The organism is Barrientosiimonas endolithica, from assembly GCF_030296655.1.
GTDB lineage: Bacteria > Actinomycetota > Actinomycetes > Actinomycetales > Dermatophilaceae > Barrientosiimonas > Barrientosiimonas humi.
In genome coordinates this window covers 3609307-3624577 of record NZ_AP027735.1, presented here as the reverse complement: position 1 = coordinate 3624577, position 15271 = coordinate 3609307, and the positions used below count along the sequence as shown (strand labels likewise).

Here is a 15271-nt window from a genome sequence, read left to right as displayed (position 1 = left end):
TGTTGCGTATTGAGCAGCGCTGACGTTAGCATCGTCGCGGCGGTGTGGCAACGCACACATCCCGCTCGGATCACCCACCCGATGACCCGGAAGGAGCCCGCGCATGCGCGCTGCCCAGCCCACCGTCGCCTGCCTCGGCGAGCCGTTGGCCCTGGTCGCGCCCGAGCGCCTCGACCTCGTGCCCGCCCCCGGTGAGGCCGGCCTGAGCGGGGCCGAGGCCAATGTCGCCGTGGGGCTCGCCGGGTCGGGAGTTCCAGTGGGCTACATCGGTCGGGTCGGCGCAGACGCGGCCGGCCGCGACGTCGTGACCGCGCTGGATCAGGCCGGGGTCGATGTCTCGGCGTTGGGTGTCGACCCGCAGCGACCCACGGGCCGCTTCACCAAGGTCGTCACCCCGGACGCGTCGGGGGAGCCGTCCACCGTGGCCGACTACCGCCGGGCCGGCTCCGCCTTCTCCGCCGCCGGCCCGGAGCTGCTCGTCGACCCCGCCGTGCGCGACCTCCTCGGCGGCGCCCGCCTCGTGCACTGCTCCGGCATCACCCCGGCCCTGTCCCCGCAGTGCGCCGCGCTGATGGACGCGCTCGTCGGCGAGCGCCGCGGCGTCGCGGGGCAGGTGAGCTTCGACGTCAACTGGCGCGAGAAGCTGTGGCCGAGCGGCGACCCGTCCGAGGTCGTACGGCTAGCGGGTCTGGCCGACCTGGTGCTCGTCGGCGCCGACGAGGCCGAGCGGGTGCTCGGCGAGAGCGACCCGGCGCGGCTGCGGGCGCTGCTGCCCGAGCCGGAGCTGCTCGTGATCAAGGACGCCGACCGCCGCGCCGTCGCCGTCGGCCGCGACGGGACGCAGACCGAGGTGCCCGCGCTGCGCGTCGAGGTGGTGGAGGCGGTGGGCGCCGGTGACTCGTTCGCCGCCGGCTTCCTCCACGGCTGGCTCGCGGGCGAACACCTGCAGACCTGCCTGCGCCGCGGGCACATCGGCGCCGCCGCGACCCTCACCGTGCACGGCGACTTCGCCCGCGCCCGCGACGACGTCGTACGCCGGTTGCTGGGCGCCGACCGCGAGCAGTGGGCCGGGATACGTTTCACCGGCGCCGACGTGCTCGAGCCGGTCGGCTGACAAGGAGCGTGCGATGAGCCAGAGCCTGCAGCGTGCGCTGCACATCCTCACCCTGCTCGGTGACGAGCCGGCCAGCCTCGACGACCTCGCCGGGCAGCTGGGCGTGCACAAGACGACCGTGCTGCGGCTGCTGCGGCCGCTGACCGAGGAGCACTTCACCTATCGCGACGAGCAGCACCGCTACCACCTCGGCGCGCGGCTGCTCGAGCTCGCTGCGGCGGCCGCCGACCAGCGCACGCTGCGCGTCATCGCCTCGCCGCACCTGACCTCGTTCAACCGGGAGTACGGTCGCACCACCCACCTCGCCGAGCGCGAGGGCTCCAACGTCGTCTACATCGAGAAGCTGGAGTCGCGCGACCAGATCCGGATGTTCTCCCGGGTGGGCACGGCGGCCAACCTGAACTCCACCGGAGTCGCCAAGGTGATCCTGGCCGACCTGCCCGACGACCAGCTGGAGCGCGAGGTCGACCGGATCGATTTCGTACGCCGGACGCCCAACACCATCACCGACCCCGGGGTTTTCCTCCGCGAGGTGCGCGAGGTGCGCGAGCGCGGTTGGGCGACCGACCGCGAGGAGAACGAGCCCTCGATCAACTGCATCGCGATGCCGGTGCGCGGCCAGTCCGGGCGGGTGCTCGGCGCGGTCTCGGTGTCGGTGCCCGACGTGGTGCTGCCGTACGAGGAGCTGCTCGGGCTGCTCGACCCGCTGCGCGCGACCTGCACCGCGATCTCGGTCGACTGCGGATACCGACCACCCGAGTCCTGAACCAACCGACCCACCCCGACCAGGCCGGACCGTCCGGCCACGACAGCGAAGGAGCCGACCACCGATGACCGCCACCCGCGTGCAGACCGACGCCGCCCCCGCCCCCGCCCACACGTTCAGCCAGGGGTGCGGCGCGGCAACCTGCTGCAGGTCTCCGGCCAGGGCCCGATGGACCCGGCCACCAACACCTACATCGCCGAGGGTGACGTGCGCGCGCAGACGCTGCGCACCCTGCAGAACGTGCAGGCGATCCTGGAGGCGGGCGGAGCGTCCGTCGCCGACGTGCTGATGTTCCGGGTCTACCTCACCAAGCGCGAGGACTTCGCCGCGATGAACGAGGCCTACGGCGAGTTCATCGAGCAGCACGTGCCCAGCGGCGCCACGCTCCCGTGCCGCACCACGGTTTTCGTCGGCCTCCCGCACGAGGTCATGCTCGTCGAGATCGACGCCCTGGCCGCCACCGACTGAAGCCCTGACCCCCGTGCCCCGCCCCTGGTCCCCCTCCCCTTCTGACCAGGGGCGGTCCTTACGCAGGCCCCGGCCCCGGCATCGTCGACGGCGGCAAGGGAGCATCCTTCGGCCGCCTCTCCTCCTCCGGCCGGGCTCGCAGGCTCACCCGCCCGGCATCGTCGAGGGCGGCACAGTAACCACGACGGCGGCACAGAAAAGATCTGTGCCGCCGTCGTGGTTTGTGGGCCGCCGTCGTCGGCTCCGCCGGGTGCCGTACGCCCTCGCCAGCTCTCCCGACGGCTGCCCCTGGTCAGGGGCGGACCGCGGTGACCGCGCCCGCGAGCGAGCGCACGTCGCGGAAGCCGCGATCGGCGAGCAGCGCCGCGACCTGGGCCGCGCGCGCACCCGACGCGCAGACGGTCACCACCGGTTCGGCGACGTCGAGCGCGTCGATCTGCGCCGCGGAGGCGATGCGCCCCTGAGGGATCCGCAGCGAGCCGGGGACGATGCCGTCGGTCTCGTCCGGCTCGCGCACGTCGATGACGACCGGGCCACGGCCTGCGGCGAGCTCCCTGCCGAGCGCGCCCGGGGTGACGACGCCCGGGCGGGGCGAGGCGGGCGTACTGCCGCGGTTGCTGGTCCGGTCGCCCGCTGCGCGCACCGGGACCGCCGCGGACGACTGGCGCCCGGGGTCCGCCGTGATGGTGAGCGTGCGCCAGGTGGCCGCGAGCGCGTCGAACAGCAGCAGCCGTCCGAGCAGAGGGTGCCGGCGCCGGTGACGAGCTTGACCGTCTCCGCCGCCAGCACCGCGCCGACGGCGTGGCACACCATCCCGAGCACGCCACCGGTCTGGCAGGTCGCCGCACCCTCGGGGACGTCGGGGTGCAGGTCGCGATAGGCCGGTCCGTGCGGCGGCCAGAACACGCTCACCTGGCCGGTGAAGCCGAGCACCGCACCCCAGACGGTCGGGATGCCGCGACGCTCGGCGGCGTCGGCGACGAGGTACCGGGTCGCGAAGTTGTCGGAGCCGTCGACCACCACGTCGTAGTCCGCGAGCACCCGGTCCGCGTTCGCGCTCGTCAGCCGCTCGCGGTGCTCGCGCACCGTGACGGTCGGGTTGATCTCCAGCATCGCCTCGCGCGCTGACGTCGTCTTCGGGCGACCGACGTCGGACGTGCCGTGCAGCAGCTGGCGGTGCAGGTTCGTCGTCTCGACCACGTCGTCGTCGACGACGCCGATCGTGCCGACCCCGGCCGCGGCGAGGGCGGCCAGGGCAGGCGTACCGAGCCCGCCGGCGCCGACCACGAGCACCCGCGCCGCGGCGAGCCGGCGCTGCCCCGTCTCGCCGATGCCGGGCAGGGCGAGCTGGCGGGCGTAGCGGTCGCGGGCGGCGTCGTCCAGCAGGCCGGTCGGTTCGACGAGTGGGGCGCTCACAGGTCCGGCCTTCCGGTCATCGGCGAGGAGGCGAGGGCGTGCTCGCGCCGCGGGATCCGGCCCGAGCGCGCAGCGAGGCGTCCGCCGATCACGGCGTGCCGGAACGCCGCGGCCATCCCGGCCGGGTCGTCGGCGCGGGTGATCGCCGTGGCCAGCAGCACCGCGTCGCAGCCGAGCTCCATCGCGAGCGCGGCGTCCGACGCCGTGCCGATGCCCGCGTCGAGCACGACCGGCACCGACGCGCGGGCGACGATCAGCTCGATGTTGTGCGGGTTGAGGATGCCGAGGCCGGTGCCGATCGGCGCCCCGAGCGGCATGACCGCCGCCGCCCCCAGGTGCTCCAGCCGCAGCGCGAGCGCAGGATCGTCGTTGGTGTACGCGAACACCGAGAACCCACGCTGCACCAGCTGCTCGGTCGCGTCCATCAGCTCGGCGCCGTCGGGCAGCAGGGTGTCCTCGTCGGCGATCACCTCGAGCTTGACCCAGTCGGTCTCGAACGCCTCGCGGGCGAGCTCGGCGGTGAGCACCGCCTCCCGCGCGGTGAAGCAGCCGGCCGTGTTGGGCAGCAGCCGGATGCCGCGCCCGGCGATCAACGGATAGAGCCCCGCTCCGTCGCCGGGCGCGAACCGGCGTACGGCCACCGTGGTGAGCTCGGTGCCGGAGGCCGCGAGCGCGGCGTCCAGGTCGGCGAGGCTCTCCGCCCCGCCGGTGCCCATGATGAGCCGGGAGGAGAAGGTGGCCCCGGCGACCTCGAACGGGTCGAGCTGCTCAGCCACCCTGCACCGCCGTGAGCACCTCGACCTCGTCGCCCGCGGCCAGCCGCGCCTCGCTCCAGCGACTGCGCGGGACGACCGCGGTGTTCACGGCGACCGCGAGGCCGAGGGCGACACCGTCGGCCGCGGTGCCGTCGGGCCGGATGTCGCGACCGGTGAGGTCGGCCACCAGGTCGACGACGGCCGCGCCCTCCTCCACGCGCGTCGGGGCGCCGTTGAGCTGGATGTCGATCATGGAACCTCCAAGGGGCGGGGTCTTCAGGAGAAGCGATCGGGACGGAACGGGTCGGCGAGGGATGGCGTACGGCCCTCGGCCAGCTGGGCGACCGCCTGGGCGGCCAGCGGTGCGAGCATCACGCCGTGCCGGCCGAAGCCGGTCGCGACGAGCAGTCCGGGCGCCGCGCGGCCGAGCAGCGGGGCGTTGTCCGGGGTGACCGGGCGCGGGCGGGCCGTGGTCTCGAGCAGGGTCAGCTCGGCCACGGCAGGGATCACGGCCACGGCGTCGCGCAGCAGCTCGTAGACCCCGCCCGCCGACACCCCGGCGCCGCCGTGCTCGCGCTGCGTCGCGCCGATCACGACCGTGCCGTCGAGGCGCGGCACGAGGTAGACCCTGGAGCCGCGCACGTGCGCGCGCACGGTGCGGGTCAGGAACGGCCGGAGCCCGGCGGGTGCCTCGAGTCGCAGGATGTCGCCGTGCACGGGCCGCAGTGGCGGGGCGAACGGCATCCCCGGCAGGTCGGCCGCCCCGAGACCGCTCGCGACCACGACCTCGTCTGCGCAGATCGTCGTGCCGTCCGCGAGCCGCACCCCGGTGACGGCGTCGGCGTCAGCGTCAGCGGGCAGCAGACCGACCACCCGGGCCCGGACCACGCGATCCGCGAGCGCGCCCTGCAGCGCGGCCGCGAGCGCCCGCGGGTCGACCCGGTGCTCCTGCACGCGCCTCGCGGCGACCACCCGCGGACCGAGCAGCGGTTCGAGCCGGCGCGCCTCGCGCAGGCTCACCTGCTCCACCTCCCCGGGTGCCGGGCGGCGATGTCGTCGAGCGCTCGCCGGTCGGCGTCGTCGACCGCGAGGAGCAACGTGTCGACGCTCTCGAACCCGCACCCACCGCCACCCGGCACCGCGCCGAGGAAGGCGGGGTAGGCCGCCGCCGACGCCTCGGCCGCCGCGTGCAGCGCCGGCTCGGTGAGCCGCTGCTCACTGATCGGCGCGATCATCCCGGCCGCGGCGTGGGTCGCCCCGGACGCCGGCTCGGGGTCGACCAGGCGCACGTCCCGACCCGAACGCACCAGCTCCCACGCGATCGCGAGCCCGACCACGCCCCCGCCGACGACGACCACGTCGCACCGCGCGCCTACGCTCGCCGGGTGCACCTCTCCCGCGCCCAGCTGTACGTCTGCACCGACGCCCGCCGCGACCGCGGGGACTTCGCCGCCTTCGTCGACGCGGCCTACGCCGGCGGGGTCGACATCGTCCAGCTGCGCGACAAGACCATCGAGGCGGCCGAGGAGCTCGAGCTGCTCGCCACCCTGCGCGCGGCCGCCGAGCGGCACGGCCGGCTGTGGGCGGTCAACGACCGGGCCGACGTCGCCGCGGTCTCCGCCGCGCCCGTGCTGCACCTCGGCCAGGGTGACCTCCCGCGCCCGCAGGCGCGCCGCATCGTCGGTGACGCCGTCGCGCTCGGCCTGTCCACCCACGACCCGGCGCAGCTGGCCGCCGCCCGCGCCGAGGCCGGTCTGGGCTACTTCTGCGTGGGACCGGTGTGGGCGACGCCCACCAAGCCCGGACGTACGCCCGCCGGCCTGGAGCTCGTGCGCGCCGCTGCCGAGGCCGACCGGGTCAGTGGGGCGAGCCGCCCGTGGTTCGCGATCGGCGGGATCGACCACGACACCGTCGACGCGGTCGTCGCGGCAGGCGCCAGCCGGGTCGTCGTGGTGCGCGCGATCACCGAGGCCGACGACCCGGCCGAGGCGGCGCGCCGGCTGCGCGACCGGCTGCCCGCTCTGCCCTGACGCGGGCGCGCCCGGGACGATGCTCATCGGACCCCTACTTCCTACGCCGGCATGACCCGGACAGGTTCGACGGTCTCGGCAGCGTCAGCCTGATCTCAGCCCGTGCTCGGGCTCCCGTGTGGTGCGACCGATCGTACGCCCGCGCCCGGCTGCCCGGCCCACCCCCAGGAGCCATCGTCGACGGCGGCACAGGAACGCCCGTTGGCCGCCTCTCCTCCTCCGGCCGGGCTCGCAGGCTCACTCGCCCGGCATCGTCGAGGGCGGCACAGGAATACCGTTCGGCCGCCTCTCCTCCTCCGGCCGGGCTCGCAGGCTCACCCGCCCGGCATCGTCGAGGGCGGCACAGTAACCAGGACGGCGGCACAGAAAAGATCTGTGCCGCCGTCGTACTTTGTGGGCCGCCGTCGTCGCCCCGCCCCGACGACGTACGCCTTCGCCGGGCTAGTCCTCCCGGCGGCGCCGGCCGCTCGGCAGGTCGCTGCGGTCGGCCTGGCCGCGGTCGCGGCGCTCGCCGCGCGGGTCGAGGCGCTCTTCGTCCTCGTCGCTGATCGCGCCGGGGGCGCCACCGTGGGAGAACACCGGACCCTCGTCGGTCTCGCGGCCGATGATGTTGAACACGATGTTCAGCAGCACCGCCATGATCGCGGCCGAGGTGATGCCGGAGTCGAAGATCGTCTGCCACCAGGCCGGGAAGTGCTCCCACACCTCCGGCTGCACGATCGGCGCCATGCCGAAGGCGATCGAGGTGGCGACGATGACGATGTTGCTGTTGCCGGAGAAGTCGACGCCCTTCAGCGTGCGGATGCCGCTCGCGGCGACCGTGCCGAACAGCACCAGACCCGCACCGCCGAGCACCGCCATCGGCACCGCGGCGACGAACGCGCCGAGCACCGGGAACAGGCCGAGCAGCACCAGGATCCCGCCGCCGACGGCGACGACGTAGCGGCTGCGGATGCCGGTGATCGCGACGAGCCCGACGTTCTGCGCGAACGCGCTCAGCGAGAAGCTGTTGAACACGCCGGCGACGGCGGTCGAGAGGGTGTCGGCCCGCAGACCGTTGGTGACGGTGTCGCGGTCGGCGTGCTTCTCGGTGACCTCGCCGAGGGCCAGGATGTCGGCCGTGGCCTCGGTCATGATCACCAGCATCACGATGAACATCGAGACGATCGCGCTGACCTCGAAGGTCGGGGCGCCGAAGTGGAACGGCGTCGGCACCTGGAACGCCCGCGCCTCGCCGATCGCGCCGAAGTCGGCCATCCCGAACGGCAGCGCCACGAGCGTGCCGAGCACCAGGCCGAGCAGGATCGCGATGCGGCTGAAGAAGCCGGGCAGGAAGCGATAGATCAGCACGATCAGCACCAGCGTGGCGCCGGCGAGCGCCAGGTGCTTCGGCTGGCCGAACTCCGGCGTGCCGACGCCACCCATCGCCCAGCCGACACCGACCGGGATCAGCGACAGACCGATCATCGTGATGACCGTGCCGGTGACGACCTCGGGGAAGAAGCGCAGCAGCCGGGTGAAGATCGGCGCGATCAGGAAGCCGGCCACGCCGGCGACGATCAGCGCGCCGTAGATCCGCTGCAGCCCCGCCGCGCCGCCGCCGGTGGCGGCACCGATCGCGAGCATCGTGGACACCGCGACGAACGAGGTGCCCTGCACGATCGGCTGCCGGGCGCCGATCTTCCACACGCCGATCGTCTGCAGGATCGTCGCCAGCCCGGCCATGAAGAGCGAGGCCGAGACCAGGTAGATCGTGTCGGCGGTCGAGAGCTTGAACGCCCCGGCGATGATGAGCGGCACGGCGACGACGCCGGCGTACATGCTCAGGACGTGCTGCAGGCCGTAGAGGATCGAGGGCCCGGGGGCCATCGGGGTGTCGACCGGGTGACGCGTGGCGGTGCTGGTGCCGCTGGCCTCGCTCATTCAGATCACCAGGCCTGGCCGGGGTCGAACGCCTTGCTGTTCGAGGAGGACTCGTCGCGCTGGATGGTCGCCTCGATCAGGCCGTACGGCCGGTCGTCGGCGTGGTGCACCTCGAACTCGTTCTCGAGCCCGAACGGCGACAGGTCGATCACGAAGTGGTGGTTGTTGGGGCAGGAGAAACGGATCTCGCTGACCGAGTCGGCCGCGTCGAGCACCGCGGTGCCCATGTCCCAGATCGTCTGCTGGAGGGCGTACGAGTAGGCGTTGGCGAACGAGCTGGTCACCGCGTCGAGCACGGTGGAGAAGCTCTTGCCCCAGTCGACGTCGGTGCCGTTGTGCAGCCACTGCGCCTTGACGTCGGTCGCCATGATGCGGTCCTTCGTCGGCTTCAGCGTCGTGTACTTGTCCTCGTAGAACCCGTGGAACTCCGAGTCCGTGGTCTTCAGGACCGTCAGGTCCTTCAGCCCGGAGACGACGTACTCCGCGTCGGGGGTCTTGGTGACGGTGACCGTGCGCACGTAGTCCTTGTTGCGCACGAAGCCGTGCGGGGTGCCGTGCGCCCGCTCCCACGGGAAGGCCTCGACGTTGACCCGGCAGCTGGTGATCTGCGGGACGGTGTCGACGAAGTGGCGGGCGAGCGCGAGGGCCAGACCCTCGGGCTCACGGGCCTCGTCGCCGTGCTCCTTCATGAACGCGTTGACCGTGTTCTTGGTCGCGTCGGTGGTGAGGACCTTGGCCTGGTCGCCGGTGACGTGGGCGTCCTCGAAGTCACCCTGGTGGGCGACCGAGACGTTGTAGTCGACGATCTCGTGCTCCGCCTCGCGCCCGCCGTCGCGATAGACGCGCACCGCGTGCACCTCGGCCTTGCCGTACTGGTTGTGCCCGAGCACGTAGGACATATGGATCAGCTCCTCGGTAGGTGGAGAAGGCGAACGGGCTGAGCAGCACCGGCACGTGGTAGTGCCGCTCCTCGTCCACCGTGAACGTGATGGCGACCTCGGGGTAGAACCCCGTGACGCCCTGGGCGGCGAACCACTCGCCGGTGGCGAAGACGATCCGGTAGTCACCGGGGGCCAGTCCCTCTGGGACCAGCTCGGCGACCCGGCCGTCGTCGTTGGTGGTGCCGGACCCGACGGTCTGCGGGTCGGCGCCGGTCTGCGACCGGGACTGCACCTCGACACGCATGCCGGTGGCCGGGTTGCCGGACACGGCGTCGAGCACGTGGGTGGACAGCGTGGACATGGGGCGCTCCTTCACTCCGTGGGCGACAGCGCCCGCTCGAGGCGCAGCCGGGTGATCTGACGCAGCTGCTCGCGCACCTCGGCGCGCTCGGTCTCGTCGTCCTGGTCGAGCCTGCGGGTCAGCTCGGTGAGCATCTCCTGCGGGCTGCGGCCCGCGGCACGGATGAGGAAGACGCGGTCGAATCGCCTTTCGTAGGAAAGGTTTCCGTCGCGCAGCTGCTGCTGTACGTCATCGCCGGCGTCGGCGACCGACGCCTGCTCCTCGCGGCTCCAGCGAGCGTCGGTGCCCTCGCCCTCGGCGCGGTCCCCGATGCGCGGGTGGCCGGCGAGCGCCTGGTCGACGTCGGCGTCGGCGATCTCGCCCATGGCGGTGTCGGAGCCGGCGAGCGCGGCGGCTCGGTCCGCGTAGGGGCGGTGGGCGAGCAGCTGGTCGACCCAGGCGTCGCTGGCGCAGCAGGCCCGCAGGGTCTCGCGCAGCTGCTCGGCGGGAGCGGCGTTGAGCCGCTCGAGGGTCAGCTGCTGGTCGTCCGGCACTGGGTCGTCTCCCGGTCTTGGCGCTCCCGCGCGGCCTGCTGGATGTTTCGCGATGCGGAATCTGTATTCCGTATCCAGAAAGTAGACCGGAGACGGTCAGTGCCGTCAAGGGTTTTCGAGATATACCTCACACCCGGGGGTAACCGGCGCCGCGACGGCGGCCGGCGAGCGTCCCCGCCCGACGGCCGGGCGAGCGCCCCCGCCCGGCCGCCGACTCAGGCTGCGCCGGGCTCCAGCTGCTCGGCCAGCCGCTCGGCGACGGTGCGCAGCACGGGGAGGGCACGATCGCGCACGTCGTCGGTCAGGCGCGACTCCGGCGCCGACAGCGAGATCGAGAAGTTGCCCTGCTCGCTCGGGACGGGCACGGCGACGCAGCGCACGCCGAGCTCCATCTCGCCGTCCTCGGTGGCATAGCCCTCGGTGCGCACGTCGGCGAGCTGGCGCAGCAGCACGTCGGGGTCGGTGATGGTGCTGGGCGTCATCGCCGGCATGCCGACCCGGTCGAGCAGCGCGCGCACCTCGTCGTCGGGCAGCCGCGACAGCAGGGCCTTGCCGGCCGCACGGCAGTGCGGCTGCACGTGCTGGCCGAGCTCGGTGAACATGCGCATCGCGCGCGGCGAGGGCACCTGGCCGACGTAGACCAGCTGGTCGCCGTCGAGCGTCGCGAGGTTGACCGTCTCCCCGAACTCGTGCACCACCGCGGCGAGCTCGCGCGCGGCCCGGGCGCCGAACCCCTCGCGGGCGCTGTTGCCGAGCGGGATGAGCCGGGTTCCGAGGGCGTAGCGCCGGTCGGGCAGCTGGCGCAGGTACGACCGGTCGACGAGGGTGCGCACGATGCGGTGGATGGTCGGCATCGGCAGACCGGTGGCCGCGCTGATCTGGCTCAGCGAGGTCTCGCCGCCGGCGGCGTCGACCACCTCGAGGATGTCGAGGGCGCGCGCCACCGACTGGACGCCTCCCGCTCGCGTCTTGTCGGCCGGGGTGTCGACCATGGGTGCTCCTCGTGAGACAGACTCGTCATTCCGATGGATGGAATCTACACTCCGCATCGCAGAACATTTGCACCAGAGCCCCACCGGTTCGGCGACGATGCCGGGAGACGCGCAGCGCAGCAAGCGGCTCCCGGAGGAGGAGCCGGACCCACGAACCCCAGGAGATTCACGTGTCAGCTCCGAGCCCTGGCTATTCCATCACCCTGCGGGTCGCCTGCCCCACCGATCCGTCGGCCACCGCGCGCCTGTCGAGCGCCATCGCCGAGGCCGGGGCCATGGTCACCGCGCTCGACGTCGCGGAGAGCCGGCACGACGCGATCCTCGTCGACGTGGGCTGCAACGCCTCCGGCCAGGAGCACGTGGAGCAGATCAGGGCCACGATCGAGGCGCTCGACGGGTTCACCGTCGACAAGGTCAGCGACCGCACCTTCCTGCTGCACATCGGCGGCAAGATCGAGGTCACGCCCAAGGTGTCGCTGAAGCACCGCGACGACCTGAGCCGGGCGTACACCCCCGGCGTCGCCCGAGTGTGCACCGCGATCGCCGAGAAGCCTGAGGACGCAAGGCGACTCACGATCAAGCGCAACACCGTCGCGGTCGTCACCGACGGCTCGGCCGTGCTCGGCCTCGGCAACATCGGGCCGGAGGCGGCGCTGCCCGTCATGGAGGGCAAGGCGGCGCTGTTCAAGCGGTTCGCCGACGTCGACGCCTGGCCGGTCTGCCTCGCGACGCAGGACACCGACGAGATCGTGCAGATCGTCAAGGCGATCTCCCCGGTCTACGGCGGGGTCAACCTCGAGGACATCTCGGCGCCGCGCTGCTTCGAGATCGAGAAGCGGCTGCGCGACGAGCTGGACATCCCGATCTTCCACGACGACCAGCACGGCACCGCGATCGTCACGCTCGCCGCGCTGGTCAACGCGCTGAAGGTCGTCGGCAAGAAGATCGGCGACGTGCGCATCGTCGTGAGCGGCGTGGGCGCGGCCGGCACCGCGATCATCAAGCTGCTGCTGGCCGAGGGCGCGACCGACGTCATCGGGTGCGACCGGCACGGCGCCGTCACCGAGGCCAAGCCCGGCTCGGGCGAGATGCGCGAGTGGCTCGTCGCCCACACCAACCTCGAGCGCCGCACCGGCACGCTCGCCGAGGTGCTGGTCGACGCCGACGTGTTCATCGGCGTGTCCGCACCCGACCTGCTCACCGGCGACGACATCGCCCGGATGGCCGACGACGCCATCGTGTTCGCGATGGCCAACCCGGTGCCCGAGGTCGACCCGGTCGCGGCCGCCGAGCACGCCGCGGTCGTCGCGACCGGCCGCAGCGACTTCGCCAACCAGATCAACAACGTGCTGGCCTTCCCCGGCTTCTTCCGCGGGCTGCTCGACGGCGGCACGAGCGACATCACCGACGACATGCTCTCCGCCGCCGCGCGCGCGATCGCCGCGTGCGTGGGCGAGCACGAGCTCAACGCCAGCTTCATCGTCCCGAGCGTGTTCGACCCCGAGGTCGCACCGGCCGTGGCCGAGGCCGTCGCCGACGTCGCCAAGGCCGAGATCGCCAAGGGCAAGACCACGGAGGTGGGCCGTTCATGACCGACGTCACCACCGAGCTCACCGCCGAGCTCGACCGGCAGCTGCAGCAGGCCGACGCCGAGCTCGCCGCGCGCTATCCCGGCGAGCGGGTCGACCGGCAGCCCGTGCACACGGTGTACGTCCCCGCCGACCGGTTCGGCGCCGGCACCGTGCGCGAGTGGGGCACCGAGGCCCTGCGGCTGCTCGACACCTTCGCCCCCGACGCACCGACCCTCGCCGCGGCCACCGGGTTCGACCCGGGCGAGGTGAGCGAGGCGTACGACGCGGTGCGCGGCAAGCTGCAGGTCGAGCCGGTCGAGGACCTGCGGGTCGACCTCGAGGACGGCTACGGCCTGCGGCCCGACGACGTCGAGGACGCCCACCTGCGCGGCACCGTCGAGGCGTTCCGCCGGATGGCCGACGACGGCACCCGGCCGCCGTGGTTCGGCGTGCGGTTCAAGAGCTTCGAGGCGCCCACCCGGGCGCGCGGGGTGCGCACGCTGACCCAGGTCGTCGGCGCGTTCGCCGACGGCGGCGCGCTGCCCGACGGCTTCACCCTGACCCTGCCCAAGGTCACCTCCGTCGCCCAGGTCGAGGCGATGGCGACGGCGTGCGAGCGGCTGGAGCAGGCGTACGGGCTCGGGGTCGGCGCCATCACGTTCGAGATCCAGGTCGAGACCGCGCAGTCGATCATGGCCGCCGACGGCACGGCGGCGGTCGCGCGGATGATCGGCGCGGCGCAGGGACGGGCCAGCTCGCTGCACTACGGGACGTTCGACTACAGCGCCGGGCTCGGCATCGCGGCGGCCTACCAGTCGCTGGACCACCCGGCCGCCGACCACGCCAAGTTCGTGATGCAGGTGGCCGCCGCCCAGACCGGCGTGCGGATGAGCGACGGCTCCACCAACGTCGTCGCGTTCGGCGACGCCGAGCAGGCGGCCGCGACCTGGCGGCTGCACGCCGGGCTGGTCGACCGGTCGCTGGTGCGAGGGATCTACCAGGGCTGGGACATGCACCCGGGCCACCTGGTCTCGCGCTACCTCGCGACCTACACCTTCTTCCGGCGGGCGGCGCCGAGCGCGGCCGCCCGGCTGAAGGCGTACGTCGCGCGGGTGGAGAGCGACGTGATGGACGAGCCCGCCACCGCGCGGATGCTCTCGCACGCACTGCTGCGCGGGATGCGTTGCGGCGCAGTCGATTCCGGCGATGTCGCGGCGGCCACCGGGCTGACCGAGGCCGACCTGGTGGCGCTCACTCGTTGAGCCCGCGCTGCTCCCGTTCGTACTGCACGAGAGGCCGGTCGCCCTCGCCCTGACCGCGCTGCACCGTCGGGTGGACCACGAGCACGACGACCATCACGACGAGCACGACCGAGGTGATCGCGAACGGCAGCGGGACGATCGGGTCGAGCAGGATCAGCGCGGCGCCGGCCGGGATCACGATGTTGGTGAACCGGTCGGCGTAGTCGCACATCGCGATCCACCAGATGCCGAGGATGAACACCGCCACGGGCACGGTGAAGGTGAAGGCCGCCGCGACGTCGGACAGCTTGGAGTCGCCGTTGATCACGTCGAGCTCGACCTCGATGCCGGCCGACAGGGCGCCCGCCGCGGCGAACACGAAGTAGTGGGTGTAGCCGTAGCGCACCGACCGGCCCAGGCTGCCGATCGACTCGTGGTGCGGCGGCCAGAAGTAGATCCACCACAGGGCGGCCGTCGACACCAGGGTCAGCACCGCGACCGAGACGAGCTGCACCAGGTCGTGCTCGCCGCGCAGCCCCTCGATGATCGCGTTGGACGAGCCGAGCAGGCTCTCGCCGAGCAGGATCAGGGTGAACAGCCCGTAGCGCTCGGTGATGTGGTGCGGGTGCCACGGCAGCGCCCGCTGCCGCTCGGCGAGCACCGGCACCGAGATCTCCCCGGCGACGAGCAGGGGGACCACGACGTAGCGTGCCGTCCCCTCCAGGGGCAGCGTCGCGATCCACAGGATCTGCATGACCGTCACGCCGACGGCGTAGGTCAGCGTCGTGCGGCGCAGGTCGGGGTTGGAGATGGAGGCGCGGATCCACTGCGCCACCAACCCGACCCGCATGACGACGTAACCCGCGACCGCGAGCGTGAAGTCGCCGTCGGCGAACAGCGGTTGGATCCCCGCGGCGAGGATCAGCACCCCGGCCATCTGCACGATCGTGAGCAGCCGGTAGAGCCAGTCGTCGGTCCCGAACTAGGTCGCGAACCAGGTGAAGTTCATCCACGCCCACCAGATCGCGAAGAAGATCAGGGCGTAGGACACCAGGCCGTCGACCACGTGCGCCTCGGTGAGCGACTCGTGCAGCTGCACCGAGGCGATGCTCACCGCGACGACGAAGACCAGGTCGAAGAACAGCTCGAGGGTGGAGGCCGAGCGCCCCGGCTCGCTGGGGTCACGCGGCCGCATCGGCGCCAGGCGCAGCCGCGTGCGG

At 72.8% G+C, this 15271-nt stretch carries 14 protein-coding genes and 3 pseudogenes; 6 read left to right on the top strand and 11 right to left on the bottom strand.

From position 1 onward, the window contains the following. The first annotated feature begins 103 nt into the window (after positions 1-103). From QUE40_RS18340 to QUE40_RS18330, 3 genes and pseudogenes are all read left to right on the top strand, one after another. Positions 104-1114 carry a sugar kinase gene (locus tag QUE40_RS18340; RefSeq protein WP_289231892.1) on the top strand — a complete coding sequence of 337 codons (1011 nt, stop codon included), beginning with the start codon at positions 104-106 and terminating at the stop codon, positions 1112-1114. A gap of 13 nt (positions 1115-1127) precedes the next feature. Beyond that, positions 1128-1880 carry an IclR family transcriptional regulator gene (locus QUE40_RS18335; protein ID WP_289231891.1) on the top strand — a complete coding sequence of 251 codons (753 nt, stop codon included), beginning with the start codon at positions 1128-1130 and terminating at the stop codon, positions 1878-1880. 64 nt (positions 1881-1944) lie between these two features. Further along, positions 1945-2348, top strand: a pseudogene (locus QUE40_RS18330) (RidA family protein). 292 nt (positions 2349-2640) lie between these two features. Here QUE40_RS18330 and QUE40_RS18325 read toward each other — a convergent pair. From QUE40_RS18325 to QUE40_RS18305, 5 genes and pseudogenes are all read right to left on the bottom strand, one after another. Beyond that, positions 2641-2838 (bottom strand): rhodanese-like domain-containing protein, encoded by a 198-nt coding sequence (locus QUE40_RS18325; protein WP_289233127.1) that lies wholly within the window; start codon positions 2836-2838, stop codon positions 2641-2643. Then, entirely contained in the window at positions 2751-3764 is a 1014-nt protein-coding gene (locus QUE40_RS18320; RefSeq protein WP_289231890.1) for a HesA/MoeB/ThiF family protein, read from the bottom strand. The genes QUE40_RS18325 and QUE40_RS18320 overlap by 88 nt, the downstream gene beginning before the upstream one ends. Continuing rightward, a complete protein-coding gene (locus tag QUE40_RS18315) occupies positions 3761-4480 on the bottom strand; it encodes a thiazole synthase (protein ID WP_236022414.1) in 720 nt (239 codons plus the stop codon). The genes QUE40_RS18320 and QUE40_RS18315 overlap by 4 nt, the downstream gene beginning before the upstream one ends. A gap of 52 nt (positions 4481-4532) precedes the next feature. Beyond that, positions 4533-4772, bottom strand: coding sequence for a sulfur carrier protein ThiS (thiS, locus tag QUE40_RS18310; protein ID WP_289231889.1), 240 nt, complete (start codon positions 4770-4772; stop codon positions 4533-4535). A 23-nt stretch (positions 4773-4795) separates the two neighbouring features. Beyond that, a pseudogene (locus tag QUE40_RS18305) lies at positions 4796-5826 on the bottom strand (FAD-dependent oxidoreductase). A gap of 78 nt (positions 5827-5904) precedes the next feature. Here QUE40_RS18305 and thiE point away from each other — a divergent pair. Then, positions 5905-6549 carry a thiamine phosphate synthase gene (gene thiE, locus QUE40_RS18300; RefSeq protein ID WP_289231888.1) on the top strand — a complete coding sequence of 215 codons (645 nt, stop codon included), beginning with the start codon at positions 5905-5907 and terminating at the stop codon, positions 6547-6549. Positions 6550-6990: 441 nt separating this feature from the next. Here the strand turns inward: thiE and QUE40_RS18295 are convergent, their stop codons facing one another. From QUE40_RS18295 to QUE40_RS18275, 5 genes are all read right to left on the bottom strand, one after another. After that, positions 6991-8472 (bottom strand): nucleobase:cation symporter-2 family protein, encoded by a 1482-nt coding sequence (locus QUE40_RS18295; protein WP_142007308.1) that lies wholly within the window; start codon positions 8470-8472, stop codon positions 6991-6993. Positions 8473-8477: 5 nt separating this feature from the next. After that, the gene (gene pucL / locus QUE40_RS18290; protein WP_350227179.1) at positions 8478-9320 is read right to left on the bottom strand and encodes a factor-independent urate hydroxylase; all 843 of its coding nucleotides are present in this window, start codon (positions 9318-9320) and stop codon (positions 8478-8480) included. Continuing rightward, complete coding sequence (gene uraH / locus QUE40_RS18285; protein ID WP_350227012.1) at positions 9241-9714, bottom strand: hydroxyisourate hydrolase; 474 nt, start codon at positions 9712-9714, stop codon at positions 9241-9243. Before uraH ends, pucL begins: the two co-directional genes overlap by 80 nt. A gap of 11 nt (positions 9715-9725) precedes the next feature. Further along, complete coding sequence (uraD, locus tag QUE40_RS18280; protein ID WP_211344627.1) at positions 9726-10247, bottom strand: 2-oxo-4-hydroxy-4-carboxy-5-ureidoimidazoline decarboxylase; 522 nt, start codon at positions 10245-10247, stop codon at positions 9726-9728. Positions 10248-10462: 215 nt separating this feature from the next. Continuing rightward, positions 10463-11239, bottom strand: a complete 777-nt coding sequence (locus tag QUE40_RS18275; RefSeq protein WP_142007305.1) for an IclR family transcriptional regulator — start codon at positions 11237-11239, stop codon at positions 10463-10465. 170 nt (positions 11240-11409) lie between these two features. On the opposite strand from QUE40_RS18275, the gene QUE40_RS18270 reads away from it, so the two are divergent. Together QUE40_RS18270 and QUE40_RS18265 are read left to right on the top strand one after the other, a co-directional pair. Then, positions 11410-12831 (top strand): NAD-dependent malic enzyme, encoded by a 1422-nt coding sequence (locus tag QUE40_RS18270; protein WP_142007304.1) that lies wholly within the window; start codon positions 11410-11412, stop codon positions 12829-12831. Next, the gene (locus QUE40_RS18265) at positions 12828-14072 is read left to right on the top strand and encodes a DUF6986 family protein (RefSeq protein WP_289231887.1); all 1245 of its coding nucleotides are present in this window, start codon (positions 12828-12830) and stop codon (positions 14070-14072) included. Before QUE40_RS18270 ends, QUE40_RS18265 begins: the two co-directional genes overlap by 4 nt. On the opposite strand, the pseudogene QUE40_RS18260 reads toward QUE40_RS18265, so the two are convergent. Further along, positions 14062-15246, bottom strand: a pseudogene (locus tag QUE40_RS18260) (low temperature requirement protein A). The gene QUE40_RS18265 and the pseudogene QUE40_RS18260 sit on opposite strands and share 11 nt — an antisense overlap. Between the last annotated feature and the right edge of the window lie 25 nt (positions 15247-15271).

Coding starts and splice junctions, on each gene's coding strand:
- QUE40_RS18340 (WP_289231892.1), top strand. CDS start 104: ATGCGCGCTGCCCAGCCCACCGTCGCCTGCCTCGGCGAGCCGTTGGCC.
- QUE40_RS18335 (WP_289231891.1), top strand. CDS start 1,128: ATGAGCCAGAGCCTGCAGCGTGCGCTGCACATCCTCACCCTGCTCGGT.
- QUE40_RS18315 (WP_236022414.1), bottom strand. CDS start 4,480: ATGGGCACCGGCGGGGCGGAGAGCCTCGCCGACCTGGACGCCGCGCTC.
- thiS (WP_289231889.1), bottom strand. CDS start 4,772: ATGATCGACATCCAGCTCAACGGCGCCCCGACGCGCGTGGAGGAGGGC.
- QUE40_RS18295 (WP_142007308.1), bottom strand. CDS start 8,472: ATGAGCGAGGCCAGCGGCACCAGCACCGCCACGCGTCACCCGGTCGAC.
- uraH (WP_350227012.1), bottom strand. CDS start 9,714: ATGTCCACGCTGTCCACCCACGTGCTCGACGCCGTGTCCGGCAACCCG.
- QUE40_RS18275 (WP_142007305.1), bottom strand. CDS start 11,239: ATGGTCGACACCCCGGCCGACAAGACGCGAGCGGGAGGCGTCCAGTCG.
- QUE40_RS18265 (WP_289231887.1), top strand. CDS start 12,828: ATGACCGACGTCACCACCGAGCTCACCGCCGAGCTCGACCGGCAGCTG.